Source organism: Pseudomonas sp. lyk4-R2A-10 (genome assembly GCF_030209075.1).
Taxonomy (GTDB): domain Bacteria; phylum Pseudomonadota; class Gammaproteobacteria; order Pseudomonadales; family Pseudomonadaceae; genus Aquipseudomonas; species Aquipseudomonas glycinae.
In genome coordinates this window covers 182222-196064 of record NZ_JARVSR010000008.1, presented here as the reverse complement: position 1 = coordinate 196064, position 13843 = coordinate 182222, and the positions used below count along the sequence as shown (strand labels likewise).

Sequence of the window (13843 nt, the reverse complement as noted above, 5' to 3'; positions counted from 1 at the left end):
CCGGTTTAAACGTTGCGCCGGTCGATAAAGCTCAATGTGCGATACAACGATTCGATTCGCGGCAACTCGCAGCCTGCCGCTTTCGCCGCCGCCAAAGGACGAGCGTAGATCGCCTCCAGCTCCAGCGGTCGCTTGTGTAAAAAGTCGTGGTACATGCTCGGCCAATAATCGGGCATTTTCTCGGTCATCATGAACAGGTATTCGGCGTAACCGGGTGGCATGTCGTGGCCGCAGGCCTTGGCGCCCTGCACCACTTCAGCCATCAGCGCCTGAATCAATGCGCGGCTGTCCGTGTCGGCCATCAACGGCGTGGTGCCGGCGCCTAGCAACACCGAAAGGCCGTTGTAGGGAATGTTCCACACCAGTTTCTGCCAGCGCGCCTGATGCAGGTTCGGCATCGCCTGGGAATCAAGACCGGCGGCGCGGAACAGGCTGGCGCCCTCTTCGACGATTGCCATGCGCGCCGCGTCATCCGCTGCCGGGCCGCTGTGATAGCCGACGTTCACTGCGCCCAGCGCCTGGTGGGTGATCTGGCCCGGCCCCTCGCGATGAACGCAAATCAGGCACAAGCCGCCCAGCAAATGCAGGGAATCGGGCAGCAACGCACGCAAACTGTCTTCGACGTCGAGGCCGTTTTGCAGCACCAGCACTTTCGCGTCGGGCTTCGCCGCCTGAATGATCGACGGCGCCAACCCGGCATTGCTGGTGGTCTTGGCGCCAACCAGCAGCCAGTCGCAGGGCGGCATGTCTTCAGCCGACGAATAAGCCTGCACCGGGTTCAGCGCCAATGCGCCATGCACAGCACTGTCCACTTGCAAGCCGCGCTCGGCGACTGCGGAAAATTCACTGCGCAACAAAAAGTGCACATCGAACCCGGCCCGGGCCAGCATCACCCCGTAGAACCCTCCGATGGCGCCGGTGCCGATAATCCCCACCACCGGTTTTTTCACTGCTCCCATCACGGCAACTCCTCTGCAATTCGACCTAGCGCCTGCGTCACGGCTGCATTCAGCTCATCGACATTCAGACGCGTGTGCACAGCCCCAAAGAACTCGCCGTCACGCACCACAAACAGCGCCGGCAAATGAAAGACCTGATAACGCTCGACCAGTCCGCCGTTGTCACCGGCATCGATCCAGCACACGCGATCGACGGCAAGATCAAGTCCCGGCAACACTTCGCGGGCATAGCGGCAACTGGCGCAGCCGACGCTGGTGAAGATCACCAGCGAAACGCCATTCATCGCCAGCAGCCGTTGGTCGGCGTCAAAATCGGTCAGTTGCGATTCGACCACTATACTGGGGGAAACAATGTCAAATGGCCGACACAGGGAGTCTGTGCTCATGGGACGGTTTATTCCTCATCCGGATGATGTGCCCGTTGAATTGACCTTGCTCACACCGGAGTGTATTTCGCGTCAACGGCTGCACACTATCAGCCTCGGCGGCATCGCTTGCAATTACCACCGTGCCTGGCGCCATGGCACCGCGCTGCAGGTGCGCATGCCGACTCTCAATGCCGACATCTGTTATCCGGGCTACGTGGCCTGGTGCCTGCGTCGCAAGAAAGGCTATCTGGTGGGCATCGCCTTCACCGACGAACAGACGCTGTTCAGCGCGCGAATGGGTGAGCAGGTGTGTCAGATCGAACGCTATTGCCGACTCAACGACGCCCACGACGACCTCCAGGATATTCAGGCCCTGGCCCTGCAATGGGTCGAACAACACGCCGACGAGTTCTCCCACGACACCGTTCGCAAGGCGTTTGCGCAGCCTGTGCTGGACTGAACAGTGACTTGCCCATTGTCTAGCAGGCGTCTAACGCGATAAGGTTCGGCTCCCCGACGCGCTTAAATCCGCTGTGCTCCGCCGCGCGGGGATCGCTGGCGGCCGGCACCCGTGACCTGACGAGTAAACGATGGCTGATTTACCGATCAACGACCTGAACGTCGCTTCCAACGAGACCCTGATCACTCCCGATCAGCTCAAGCGTGATATCCCTCTGAGCGACGCTGCCCTGCGCACCGTCACAAAGGGTCGCGAGGTCATCCGCAACATTCTCGATGGCACCGACCATCGTCTGTTCGTGGTGATCGGCCCCTGCTCGATCCACGACATCAAGGCTGCCCACGAATATGCCGATCGCCTGAAGGTGCTGGCGGCAGAAGTCTCGGACACCCTGTATCTGGTCATGCGCGTGTATTTCGAGAAACCACGGACCACCGTCGGCTGGAAAGGCCTGATCAACGACCCGTACCTGGATGACTCGTTCAAAATCCAGGACGGTCTGCACATCGGTCGCCAGTTGCTGCTGGACCTGGCCGAGAAAGGCCTGCCGACCGCAACCGAAGCCCTCGACCCGATCTCCCCGCAGTATCTGCAGGACCTGATCAGCTGGTCGGCCATCGGCGCCCGTACCACCGAATCCCAGACCCACCGCGAGATGGCTTCCGGCCTGTCTTCGGCGGTCGGCTTCAAGAACGGCACCGACGGCGGCCTGACTGTGGCGATCAACGCCTTGCAGTCGGTTTCCAGCCCGCACCGTTTCCTGGGTATCAACCAGGAAGGTGGCGTGTCGATCGTCACCACCAAAGGCAACGCCTACGGTCATGTGGTGCTGCGCGGCGGCAACGGCAAGCCGAACTACGACTCGGTCAGCGTCGCCCTGTGCGAGCAGGCGCTGAACAAGGCGAAGATCAAGCCGAACATCATGGTCGACTGCAGCCACGCCAACTCCAACAAGGATCCGGCCCTGCAACCGTTGGTGATGGAGAACGTCGCCAACCAGATCCTCGAAGGCAACCAGTCGATCATCGGCCTGATGGTCGAAAGTCACCTGAACTGGGGCTGCCAGGCGATCCCGAAAGACCTCGCCGACCTGCAATACGGCGTGTCGATCACCGATGCGTGCATCGACTGGTCCGCTACCGAAAACACCTTGCGCAGCATGCACGCCAAGCTCAAGGATGTCCTGCCGAAACGTCAGCGCAGCTGACAGGCGTTTCACAGGCATAAAAAACGCCGGGCATTGCCCGGCGTTTTTGTGTGTGCGGTGAGGTCAGTCAGATCTTGGCGGTGCGCCGCTGATGACGCTCCATGTAGCGCTCCACGTAGGAGCACGATGGAATGACTGTGTAGCCCATTTCATCGGCGTACTGCAACGCCCGCTCGGTCAGGGCTGCCGCGATGCCTCGGCCACGCAAGGCGTTGGGCACGAAGGTGCGGTAGATATCCAGGGTCTGTTTCCCCAGATCCATATAGGTCAGGTAGGCACGATGACCGTCCACATTGGTCTCGAACTGATGACCAGCCTGGTCATGGTGGATGGACAACGCCTCGCTCATCACTACTCCTCGCGGGTCTCGAATTCTGACCCCTACCTTACCGATGTTTTCCCGGCGAAGGAACATCTACGCCACCCCGTGCCTGATGGACACCGAGAAGAACTGCACCGATCTCGCGCAACCCGAGCACGTATCAAATAGTAGGCACCATTGGCGAAAATGCTCAAGGTACGCTCGTCAACATGCGGATTGACGGGGCAGTTCCGGTGGACTCAGGGCCGGTTCGGGAGACGATCTTCCCGAGCCGAAAGGCTGAACATCGCCGGATGTTGAGACTTAAGACGAGCCGCCTGTTTTAAAGTCACCTCAACATGGACAAAGATATGCGAGGCGCTGCGCAGATTCGCAACAAAAGTGTGGACGAATCCATATAGACAGACTTCGGCCACTACCTGCAAAACAGCGCACAGCAACGGGAACTTTTTCTCATTAACTCGCTCATCTCGGGGCTTACAGCTGGATATTTTTTATACAGCCCAGTTAAAAGTTGCTCGAAAAAGAATCAACGCCTACAATTTTTTTTGCTTCTTGCCTCACGTCAGTTTACTTACTACAAGTAATGGGTAGTATGTACGCCGGCTATTTCCTCAATCGGAGGAGACAGCCACTTAATTGAAAGTCCTTGAAGGGGAACACGATGAACAACGTTCTGAAATTCTCTGCTCTGGCTCTGGCCGCAGTTCTGGCTACCGGTTGCAGCAGCGCATCGAAAGAAACCGAAGCACGTCTGACCGCTACTGAAGACGCAGCTGCTCGCGCCCAGGCTCGTGCAGACGAAGCTTACCGTAAAGCTGATGAAGCTCTGGCTGCTGCTCAAAAAGCACAACAGACTGCTGACGAAGCTAACGAGCGTGCTCTGCGCATGCTGGAAAAAGCTAGCCGCAAGTAATAGTCCTTCGGGATTGTTATCAAGCCGACCCGTTTTTCGGGTCGGCTTTTTTGTGCCTGCAGTTTTCTGCGGGCAATAAAAAACCCGCCACGGCGCAAGCCTCGGCGGGTTTTGTCTTCCAGCTTATTGCTGCAGGTCGATCGGTGCGCTGGAGACCATCGGCGCCGAGGTGTTCGGTGTGCCGATTTCGGTTGGCAGGCCATCTTCGGCCGCCACCACATCACGCACCACATCCCAGTTCATGCGAAGGTTGTTGGTGATGTCTTCGCGCTTGAGCATCGCGTTGATCACGGCGGTGTGCTTGTCGACCACCGACGGGTTGCCTTTGTCATCGATCGGCGTGTGCGCCTCCAGATAGATCTTGCCGCCACTGCGACCGAACTTGTAGGCGTCGTTGAGAATCCGTACCGAAGTCCCCACCGGAACCATGCTGGCCATTTCCAGCACGTTGTTGTTGAACATGCGGAAGCAGCCGTGACTGGTGCGCATGCCGATACCGAACTTCTTGTTCGAGCCGTGGATCAGGTAGCCCGGCGTGCCCAGGGTGAACTTGAACGGCCCCAGCGGGTTGTCCGGACCGGCCGGCACCACGTTCGGCAGCGGATCGCCATCGGCAGCATGTTCAGCCTTGATCGAAGCTGGCGGCGTCCAGGTCGGGTTCGGCGTCTTCGCGGTAATCGTGGTGTGAGCGATCGGCGAGCCCCAGCCTTCACGGCCGATACCCAGCGGGAAGGTGTACACCACGTTCCGGCCTTTCGGGTAGTAATAGAGGCGGTACTCGGCCAGGTTGATCACGATGCCTTCACGCGGCCCCGGCGGCAGGATGAAACGGGTCGGCAGGACCACTTCGGTGCCGGCGCCCGGCAACCAGGCATCGACGCCCGGGTTGGCCGCGACCATTTCCGAATAACCCAGATCGTAGGTGGTGCCCAGATCGGCAAAGGTGTCTTCGTACTTGGCCTTGATCACCTGCACCTGGCCGATGATGTCTTCACCAGGCGGTGGCAGTGGAAACTCCAGTGCGGCAACGGGACCGGCCACACACAGGGCGGCAAGAGACAGGCAGCGGGTGACGGCAGGAAAACGCGGCAACATCCGGAGAATCCTTCGCAAGATCGACAAGGGTAATAAGAACGCGATTGTACACCGCGCCCAGAGAATTCGGGGAGATGCGCCGATGGGCTGGCATCACTCTTCATGGTTGAAGCTGCCGCTCGCCCAAACTGCATTCGAAAGAACGGTTGCGTTTAAAGTTCGAAACGCAGCTCAGGCCAGATCGGCGAGGTGCCGCGCTTCTGCGATTCGAGGATCGCCCGGCACAGCGAGCACAGGCGCTGATCCTGGAACACCCGGCGATCCACGCTGGACCAGCGCGGTTGCGCCGGCAGCAGACTGCCGCACAGGGTTCGGTCAGCCGAACCACCGAGTTCCAGCTGACGGGTCACCAGATGCACCCGCACTTCCTGGCAGGCGAACAGATCCAGCTGTTCGTCAGGCTCGATCAGTTGGTAGGCGAACAGGGACCAGGCAGGGCGCGGCATCGGGGGCTCCAAATTAGGGGGCGCCACATTAGCCGAAAGCCTGCCGCTAGAAAAGCCTCATAACAGCGGTTTTAGCGTCGGCCAGACATTTTCCAGCAACTTGCCCTGAGCCCCGGCCGCCGGGTGCAGACCGTCGGCCTGCATCAAGTCCGGATGCCCGCCCACACCGTCGAGAAAAAACGGCACCAGCGGGATTTTTTTCTCCTCGGCGAGTTTGCCGTAGACCTCGGCGAAGGCATCGGTGTAGCGCTTGCCGTAATTGGGCGGCAACTGCATGCCGAGCAACAGCACCTTGGCACCGCTTTGACGGGAGCTGTCGATCATCGAAGCAAGATTTTGTTGCAATTGCGTCGGCGGCATTCCGCGCAGGCCATCGTTGCCGCCCAATTCGAGGATCACCAGTTCCGGCTTGTGCTCTGCAAGCAGCGCCGGCAGCCGCGCCTGGCCTCCGGCACTGGTGTCACCGCTGATGGACGCATTGACCACTTTGTCGTCAAAACCTTCGCTCTTGAGCCGCTGTTCGAGCAACGACACCCACCCCAGCCGGGTATCCAGTCCGAAACCGGCGCTGATACTATCGCCAACGATCAGGACTGTACCCGCCGCTGCGTTCTGGGCCATGCACATCAAGGCCAGGCCAGCACTCAAAAACCACACACGCATCGGATTCTCCATGGGCGCAAGCATTCTCACCGCGAAGAACCTTAGCAAAGTGGTTCCCAGCGCGGAAGGTGAACTGACCATCCTGCACGAACTCAGCCTGGAACTGAACAAGGGCGATAGCCTGGCCATCGTCGGCGCGTCCGGTTCTGGCAAATCCACCCTGCTCGGCCTGCTCGCCGGCCTTGATCTGCCAAGCAGCGGCGAAGTGACGCTCGCCGGACAAGCCCTGAGCCATCTCGACGAAGACCAGCGCGCACGCATTCGCGCCGAACACGTGGGTTTCGTCTTTCAATCTTTCCAGCTGCTCGACAGCCTCAACGCGCTGGAAAACGTCATGCTGCCGCTGGAACTCGACGGCCGCAAAGACGCGCGAAGCCGCGCCACCGAGTTACTGCAACGGGTCGGACTCGGCCAGCGCCTGACGCACTCGCCACGTCAGCTCTCCGGCGGTGAACAGCAGCGTGTGGCGATTGCCCGGGCGTTCGCCGCCGAGCCCGATGTGCTGTTCGCCGACGAACCCACCGGCAACCTCGACAGCCACACCGGCGAGCGCATCAGCGACTTGCTGTTTGAATTGAACAAGGAACGCGGCACCACCCTGGTGCTGGTGACCCACGACGAACGCCTGGCCCATCGTTGCCGGCGCCTGATCCGTCTTGAAGCCGGCCTGTTGGTCGCCCCTCTGGAGCCTTGATGGCACGTCTGCCGCTGTTGCGTCTGTTCAGTCTCGCCCTGCGCCAACTGCTGCGCGATGCCCGCGCCGGTGAACTGCGGGTGCTGTTTTTCGCCTTGGTCGTGGCGGTCGCGGCGAGTACCGCGATCGGCTATTTCGGTGCCCGTCTCAACGGCGCGATGATGCTGCGTGCGACCGAGTTTTTAGGCGCCGACCTGTCGCTCGAAGGCAGCTCGCCGGCCCGCCCGGAACAGATCCGGAGCGGCACCGAGCTGCGCCTGGATCATGCGCAGGTGGTGGAGTTTTCCAGCGTCATCGCCACGGACAACGGCATTCAGCTCTCCAGTATCAAAGCCGTCGACCGCGCCTATCCGCTGCGCGGCGAACTGAAAAGCGCTCCCGCTCCTTACGCGACAGAGGAAGCCGGAGGCGAGCCGCAGCCCGGTGAAGCCTGGGTCGAAGCGCGCCTGCTGACGGCGCTGGACCTGAAGATCGGCGACAGCATCGACGTCGGCATGAAGACGTTGAAACTGACGCGAGTGCTGACTTACGAACCGGATCGCGCCGGCAACTTCTACAGCCTCACGCCACGAGTACTGATCAACCTTGACGACCTCGCCGCGACCGGCGTGGTACAACCCGGCAGCCGGGTGAGCTACCGCGAACTGTGGCGCGGTGAGCCGCAGGCGCTGGAAACCTATCGCCAACTGATCAAACCGGGCCTTGCCGCCAACCAGCGAATTCAGGATGCCCGCGATGGCAACCGGCAGATCGGCGGCGCACTGGGCAAGGCCGAACGCTATCTGAACATGGCCAGCCTGGTCGCCGTGCTTCTGGCCGGTGTGGCGGTCGCGTTGTCGGCCAACCGCTTCGCCAGTCGGCGTTTCGATGCCAGCGCCCTGCTCCGTTGCCTGGGTCTGTCGCGCCGGGAAACCCTGGTGCTGTTCAGTCTGCAACTGACGGTGCTCGGCCTGCTCGCCAGCCTCAGCGGTGCCCTGCTCGGCTGGCTCGCGCAATTGGGATTGTTCGCGCTGCTGCATGATCTGCTGCCGACCGACGTACCGCCGGGAGGCTTGCTGCCGGCGCTCGCCGGAATCGGCACCGGACTGGTCGCTCTGGCAGGTTTCGCCCTGCCACCGCTCGCCGCACTGGGCCGGGTTCCGCCATTGCGAGTATTGCGCCGGGACATGCTGCCGATTCCATCGAGCACCTGGATGGTCTACGGCGCGGCACTCGGTGCGCTCGGGCTGATCATGTGGCGCCTGAGTCTGGATCTGCTGCTGACATTCGCCCTGCTCGGCGGCGGTGTGGTCGCCGCGCTGGTGCTCGGCGGTTTGCTGCTGTTGCTGCTGCAAAGCCTGCGTCGTCTGCTGGCGCGCGCGTCCTTGCCGTGGCGTCTCGGGTTGGGTCAGTTGTTGCGTCATCCTTTGGCGGCCGCCGGCCAGTCATTGGCCTTCGGGCTGATCCTGCTGTCCATGGCGCTGATCGCCTTGCTGCGTGGCGAACTGCTCGACACCTGGCAAAACCAGCTGCCGAAAAACGCCCCCAACTATTTCGCCCTGAACATCCTGCCGGCGGACAAACAGGCCTTTACCGATCACCTGATCAATGTCTCGGCCCAGGCCGCTCCTTTGTATCCGGTGGTGCCGGGACGGTTGATCAGCATCAATGGCGAAGCGGTGCAGCAAATCGTCAGTAAGGATTCGGCCGGCGACCGCGCCATCCAGCGCGACCTGAGCCTGACATGGGCGGCCGACCTGCCGGCCGGCAACAAGATCACCGCCGGTTCGTGGTGGGCCGGGCAACCTTCGGACGACGTTCCGGGCGTCTCGGTTGAAGGCAAGGTGGCCGAGAGTCTCAAGCTCAAGCTGGGCGATCACATGGTGTTCAGCGTCGGCGGGGTCAATCGTGAAGCGAAGGTCACCAGCCTGCGGGAGATCAACTGGGACAACTTCCAGCCGAACTTCTTCATGATCTTCCAGCCCGGCACCTTGAAGGATCTGCCGGCGACTTACCTGACCAGCTTCTATCTGGCGCCCGGTCACGATCAGCAGATTGTCGAGCTGTCGCGAGCATTCCCGGCAGTGACCATTCTGCAGGTCGAAGCCTTGCTCGAACAGCTGCGCAGCATCCTCGCCCAGGTCACCCTGGCGGTGGAGTATGTGTTGTTGTTTGTGTTGGCGGCGGGGATGGCGGTGCTGTTTTCAGGGTTGCAGGCAACGCTGGATGAACGCATTCGCCAGGGCGCACTGTTGCGTGCGCTGGGTGCCGAGCGGCAGTTGTTGATCAAGGCGCGACGCATCGAGTTCGGTTTGCTCGGCGCGGTCAGCGGATTGCTCGCGGCGATCGGTTCGGAAGTGGTGAGTCTGGTGCTGTATCGCTTCGCCTTCGACCTGCCATGGCATCCCCATCCGTGGTTGCTGCTGTTGCCGTTGATCGGCGCGGCGCTGATTGGTGGCGCCGGGGTATTCGGCACACGGCGTGCGCTGAACGCCAGCCCGCTGACAGTGTTGCGCGAGGGTTGATAGACTCCAGCCGTCTTGATCAAAAGAAGTTGCCATGAGCCGTTATCGCCCTCCCCGCACCGCCGGCACTGCGCTGATCACCCCTGAAGGTGAAGCGCGGATGCGCGCCGAACTCCATGAGCTGTGGCACGTGCGCCGCCCGCAGGTGACGCAGTCAGTCAGCGAGGCGGCGGCTCAGGGTGATCGTTCGGAAAATGCCGAGTACACCTACGGCAAGAAAATGCTGCGCGAGATCGACAGCCGCGTGCGCTTTCTCACCAAACGCCTTGAGGCGTTGAAAGTGGTCAGCGAAAAACCCAGTGATCCGAACAAGGTCTATTTCGGTGCCTGGGTGACCATCGAAGACGAGGACGGCAAACAGTCGCGCTATCGTATCGTCGGCCCGGACGAACTGGATCTGAAGCTCGGCCTGATCAGCATCGACTCACCGCTGGCCCGCGCCCTTATCGGCAAGGCGCTGGATGCAGAAGTTCGGGTACAGACGCCGACCGGCGAACAGTTCGTCTACATCGTGGCGATCGAATATCCCTGACGCTCAGCGCCGGGTGATAAGGCCCTGGCGTGCGACGCGGGTCAGTTGGCGAATCATTTCCGGCGCCTCTTCACGGCTCGGGGCCTGAATGACGGCCAGATCGAAACTGTCATCGGCAAAACGCGCCAGCGACTCACCGTCTTCAACGAACTGGATCAGAAACGCGGCAGGACCACCGCTGCGACGTGGCCAGCCATCGAGATAACGCAACAGCGTCGGCTGATGTTTGCCGCCAAGCAGGATTTTCGGATTGCGCTGGGTGATGTGTGCCGTGATCGGCGCGGGACGTGCTGGAGGGCGTAGTGCATTCATCGTGTCGTGTCTCTGCCTCAAAAGTCTGCATGGCAGGTGAGAGGCAACACCGAACCAGCGCTTTAGCGGTATTTCGAAGCCCTGTTCCGGCTTCTGACGGCAACTGAAGAATAGTCACCTGGCGCCCCGCAAGTAGCTGTTTAAATCGGCGCATGAGCGGCATCCTAGAGAACGTGACCGGCCAGTGTCAAGAATCAGCCGCAACAAAAAAGGCCCGCACAATGCGGGCCTTTTGCTTGAGCCAGAGCGGTCAACCGGCGATGGCGCGATCCACCGAGAGCTTGCCGGCGCCTTCGATCAGCACCGCGAGGCTGCCGCCGAGCAGGGCCAGAGCGAACTCGTAACCGTTGTTGGCCATGAACAGACCGTTGCTGATATGCACGGTGAAGATCGCCACCAGCGACAGGAAGGTCAGACCCAGCGCCGCCGGGCGAACCAGCAGGCCGATGATCAGCGCCAGACCGGCGAAGAACTCGGTGCCGCCGGCGAGGGTAGCCATCAGGTAACCCGGGGTCAGGCCGATGCTTTCCATGTATTGCGCGGTGCCTGCCAGACCGTAGCCACCGAACAGGCCGAAGAGTTTCTGCGAACCGTGGGCGGCGAAGATCACGCCGACGGCAATGCGCAGAATGGTCAGACCGTAGCCGGCGCGTGTGAACAGAACCTTGTTGATCAGAGAGCTCATGTTGCGTTTCCTTGTTGTCAGAAGTGCTTGTTGGTTGGCCGCTATATTAATCAGTTATTTTCATGTTAAAAGCGCAAAAATTCCGCCATAACAATCAACTTATTTGATCATTTGCGTGAGACAACTTTCTGCCCCCCGGGCTCCAACGACTCCCGCTCCCGGTCGAACGCCAAGTAATACTTGTTCACGCTATTAACATAGCTGACGGCGCCCATTCCCACCTGCTCCATGGCGATGCGCTCGACCTGAAAGAACCATTGGTTGGGATTCAGGCCGCGACGCCGCGCCTCGGCACGCATGCCTTGCACCCGTTCCGGGCCGATGTTGTAAGCCGCCAGAGTGAACGCCATGCGCTCGCGCTCATTGAGTTTCGGACTGTTGAAGAACTTGCGGCGGATCATCGCCAGGTACTTGGCCCCGGCCTGCACATTCGCATCGAGATTCTGGATGTTGTTGACGCCAACCCGCTGTGCCGCCGACGGGGTGATCTGCATCAGCCCGATCGGCCCGCTGCCGCTGCGCGCGTTGGGCTGCAGCGCCGATTCCTTGAAGGCCAGCGCCGCCAGGTTGAGCCAGTCCATGTTTTGCGCTTCGGCGTGCTTCTGCAGGGTCGGGCGCAGCTTTTCCAGACGCTGACGGTCAGCCTTGGCCAACGGATAGTGCACTTGATAGAGGCGGCGGTAGATCCGCAGAAACGCCGCATCTTCGTTCGACGGCTTTTTGTAGCCGGTCAGAAAGCGGTCGATGCTGGCCCGCAACATCGACGCATCACGGCGCACGAACCAGTATTCCTCGCCCGGTTCGCTGATCATCACCTGACGGTCGAAACGCAGCTTGGGCAGGATCTTGCCCCACCGCTCGGCAATCGGTTGCTCGACAATGGTCAGGTGGAAGATCCCGCCCTGAACCATCTCCAGCACGTCTTCGACCGCAAGGGTCGGATCGACCCATTCGATCCTGATCGGCGCCAGTTTGTGCAGCGCCAGCTTCTGGTTGAGCTGACTGACCGCCTCCCCCGCCGCACTGCCGGTGGGCAGCGCCAGGGTTTTGCCGGCCAGTTGCTCGACCTTGGTGTAGCGTTTTTCACCCTTGATGCCGACCAGCACCAGCGGCACGTTGCTGGCAATCGGCTCGCTGCTGGCGACCGCGTGGCCCGGTTGCAGCTCGAGCAGTTCGCCCGGCGCCACAAGATCGCCTTCGCCGCGCTGCAACGCACCGAGCAATTGATCCTTGGCTTTGGGGATGATCTTGAGGGTGATTTCCTGGCCGTCGCGAGCGTGGCCATTGAGGTATTGCTCGAAGGCGCGCAGACGGTGGTATTCGATGCCGATGGCCTGGCCCTGGACTTCGCCGGAGCTGTTGCGGCTCTGGTTGACCAGCACCCGCAACACGCGGCTGCTGCGGATCTCGGTCAGGTCGCGGACCTTGGCGGCCGGCACGGCTTGCAGCGGTCCGGGCAGCCGCGCGACCGCCGTCATCGGCAGCAGCAGCGAACCACACAGCAGGAGCAAAACCGAGGGACGAACCATCCACTCTCCGGAAAGAATATGAGGCGTTTGCACCGCTGAGCGATCGCAAAACACCGACGAAAACAGAGCGCCTGGAGCGCTGATAAAGTGCGAGAGACTGGCACAGTGATGGCAACTCTGCCAGCCCAGCCTGCCTCGCGGCCTCAACAGACAGCCATAAGCCGTTGTAGTTCTTGGCTTTTCTTATAAATCTACAGCTCTGATATGCTTTCCGGCCTTCGGCCCGAGGTAGCACCATGCAACTCATCGATATCGGCGTCAACCTGACCAACCCCAGTTTCGCCGACAAACACCAGGCCGTGCTCGACCGCGCCTACGCTGCCGGGGTCTGCCAACTGGTGCTGACCGGCACCAGCGTCGAGGGCAGCGAACAGGCGCTGGAGCTGTGCCAGCAACTGGATCCGGACGGCCAGCGACTGTTCGCCACCGCCGGCATTCACCCGCATTCCGCCAGCGACTGGAACGCCGACAGCGCAAGGCGTCTGCGCAGTCTGTTGCAGGAATCGAACGTGGTGGCGGTGGGCGAATGCGGACTGGATTTCAACCGCGATTTCTCGCCGCGCCCGCAGCAGGAAAAAGTCCTCGAAGAGCATCTGGCGCTGGCTGCCGAACTGCAACTGCCGGTGTTCCTGCATGAACGTGATGCAAGCCAGCGCCTGCTGGAAATCCTCCGTGACTTCCGCGATCAGTTGCCGGCCGCCGTGGTGCATTGCTTTACCGGCGAACAGAAAGCGCTGTTCAGTTACCTCGACCTGGACCTGCACATCGGCATCACCGGCTGGATCTGCGACGAGCGTCGCGGCACCCATTTGCATCCGCTGGTGAAGGAGATCAAGCGCGGTCGACTGATGCTCGAAAGCGATGCGCCATATCTGCTGCCGCGCACACTGCGGCCAAAGCCGAAAAACGGGCGCAACGAGCCAGCGTACCTGACCGAAGTGTTGCGTGAAGTCGCGTTGCATCGAGGCGAAACCGAAGCAGACCTGGCCGCCCACACAACCGCGTGCGCACGGGCGTTCTACGGTTTACCTATCCTGCCCTGAAAGAGGCAGATGCATCGGTTGTTGATGCATATCAAGAACCGGACGCCTGGGTAGCGGCACAATAATGGCACCTTGCCAAAACTGTTTCCGCTATCAGAGAAGACCTCC

16 protein-coding genes are annotated in these 13843 nt (G+C 61.0%); 7 read left to right on the top strand and 9 right to left on the bottom strand.

Annotated elements, in window-relative coordinates:
* Positions 1 to 5: 5 nt before the first annotated feature.
* Positions 6 to 962, bottom strand: coding sequence for a putative 2-dehydropantoate 2-reductase (locus tag QRN46_RS12425; RefSeq protein WP_181457892.1), 957 nt, complete (start codon positions 960 to 962; stop codon positions 6 to 8).
* Positions 959 to 1345 carry a thioredoxin family protein gene (locus QRN46_RS12420; RefSeq protein WP_011335307.1) on the bottom strand — a complete coding sequence of 129 codons (387 nt, stop codon included), beginning with the start codon at positions 1343 to 1345 and terminating at the stop codon, positions 959 to 961. Before QRN46_RS12420 ends, QRN46_RS12425 begins: the two co-directional genes overlap by 4 nt.
* On the opposite strand from QRN46_RS12420, the gene QRN46_RS12415 reads away from it, so the two are divergent.
* Together QRN46_RS12415 and QRN46_RS12410 are read left to right on the top strand one after the other, a co-directional pair.
* Positions 1344 to 1787: a PilZ domain-containing protein gene (locus QRN46_RS12415; protein WP_011335308.1), complete on the top strand. Its 444-nt coding sequence runs from the start codon at positions 1344 to 1346 to the stop codon at positions 1785 to 1787. The two genes, QRN46_RS12420 and QRN46_RS12415, sit on opposite strands and share 2 nt — an antisense overlap.
* A gap of 130 nt (positions 1788 to 1917) precedes the next feature.
* The gene (locus QRN46_RS12410) at positions 1918 to 2994 is read left to right on the top strand and encodes a 3-deoxy-7-phosphoheptulonate synthase (RefSeq protein WP_007908583.1); all 1077 of its coding nucleotides are present in this window, start codon (positions 1918 to 1920) and stop codon (positions 2992 to 2994) included.
* Between the two features lie 67 nt (positions 2995 to 3061).
* Here QRN46_RS12410 and QRN46_RS12405 read toward each other — a convergent pair whose 3' ends face one another.
* The gene (locus QRN46_RS12405; RefSeq protein WP_007955658.1) at positions 3062 to 3343 is read right to left on the bottom strand and encodes a GNAT family N-acetyltransferase; all 282 of its coding nucleotides are present in this window, start codon (positions 3341 to 3343) and stop codon (positions 3062 to 3064) included.
* 637 nt (positions 3344 to 3980) lie between these two features.
* On the opposite strand from QRN46_RS12405, the gene oprI reads away from it, so the two are divergent.
* Positions 3981 to 4232, top strand: coding sequence for an outer membrane lipoprotei OprI (gene oprI / locus QRN46_RS12400; protein WP_011335311.1), 252 nt, complete (start codon positions 3981 to 3983; stop codon positions 4230 to 4232).
* 123 nt (positions 4233 to 4355) lie between these two features.
* On the opposite strand, the gene QRN46_RS12395 is transcribed toward oprI, so the two are convergent.
* The 3 genes from QRN46_RS12395 to QRN46_RS12385 form a co-directional block, all read right to left on the bottom strand.
* The gene (locus QRN46_RS12395; RefSeq protein WP_011335312.1) at positions 4356 to 5327 is read right to left on the bottom strand and encodes a L,D-transpeptidase family protein; all 972 of its coding nucleotides are present in this window, start codon (positions 5325 to 5327) and stop codon (positions 4356 to 4358) included.
* Positions 5328 to 5479: 152 nt separating this feature from the next.
* Positions 5480 to 5773, bottom strand: a complete 294-nt coding sequence (locus QRN46_RS12390) for a hypothetical protein (RefSeq protein WP_003226812.1) — start codon at positions 5771 to 5773, stop codon at positions 5480 to 5482.
* A 57-nt stretch (positions 5774 to 5830) separates the two neighbouring features.
* Positions 5831 to 6436, bottom strand: a complete 606-nt coding sequence (locus tag QRN46_RS12385) for an arylesterase (protein WP_011335313.1) — start codon at positions 6434 to 6436, stop codon at positions 5831 to 5833.
* Positions 6437 to 6446: 10 nt separating this feature from the next.
* Between QRN46_RS12385 and QRN46_RS12380 the strand changes: the two genes are divergently transcribed.
* The 3 genes from QRN46_RS12380 to greB are packed head-to-tail and all read left to right on the top strand — an operon-like array spanning position 6447 to position 10166.
* Entirely contained in the window at positions 6447 to 7130 is a 684-nt protein-coding gene (locus QRN46_RS12380) for an ABC transporter ATP-binding protein (RefSeq protein ID WP_011335314.1), read from the top strand.
* Positions 7130 to 9634, top strand: coding sequence for an ABC transporter permease (locus QRN46_RS12375; protein WP_011335315.1), 2505 nt, complete (start codon positions 7130 to 7132; stop codon positions 9632 to 9634). Before QRN46_RS12380 ends, QRN46_RS12375 begins: the two co-directional genes overlap by 1 nt.
* Before the next feature lie 34 nt (positions 9635 to 9668).
* Positions 9669 to 10166, top strand: coding sequence for a transcription elongation factor GreB (greB, locus tag QRN46_RS12370; protein ID WP_064383324.1), 498 nt, complete (start codon positions 9669 to 9671; stop codon positions 10164 to 10166).
* 3 nt (positions 10167 to 10169) lie between these two features.
* Here greB and QRN46_RS12365 read toward each other — a convergent pair whose 3' ends face one another.
* From QRN46_RS12365 to QRN46_RS12355, 3 genes are all read right to left on the bottom strand, one after another.
* The gene (locus QRN46_RS12365; protein ID WP_011335317.1) at positions 10170 to 10478 is read right to left on the bottom strand and encodes a hypothetical protein; all 309 of its coding nucleotides are present in this window, start codon (positions 10476 to 10478) and stop codon (positions 10170 to 10172) included.
* 250 nt (positions 10479 to 10728) lie between these two features.
* Complete coding sequence (locus QRN46_RS12360; RefSeq protein ID WP_007950955.1) at positions 10729 to 11163, bottom strand: DoxX family protein; 435 nt, start codon at positions 11161 to 11163, stop codon at positions 10729 to 10731.
* Positions 11164 to 11270: 107 nt separating this feature from the next.
* A complete protein-coding gene (locus QRN46_RS12355; RefSeq protein ID WP_285354891.1) occupies positions 11271 to 12692 on the bottom strand; it encodes an MltF family protein in 1422 nt (473 codons plus the stop codon).
* Positions 12693 to 12928: 236 nt separating this feature from the next.
* Between QRN46_RS12355 and QRN46_RS12350 the strand changes: the two genes are divergently transcribed.
* Positions 12929 to 13735 (top strand): TatD family hydrolase, encoded by an 807-nt coding sequence (locus QRN46_RS12350; RefSeq protein ID WP_011335319.1) that lies wholly within the window; start codon positions 12929 to 12931, stop codon positions 13733 to 13735.
* Positions 13736 to 13843 lie beyond the last annotated feature (108 nt).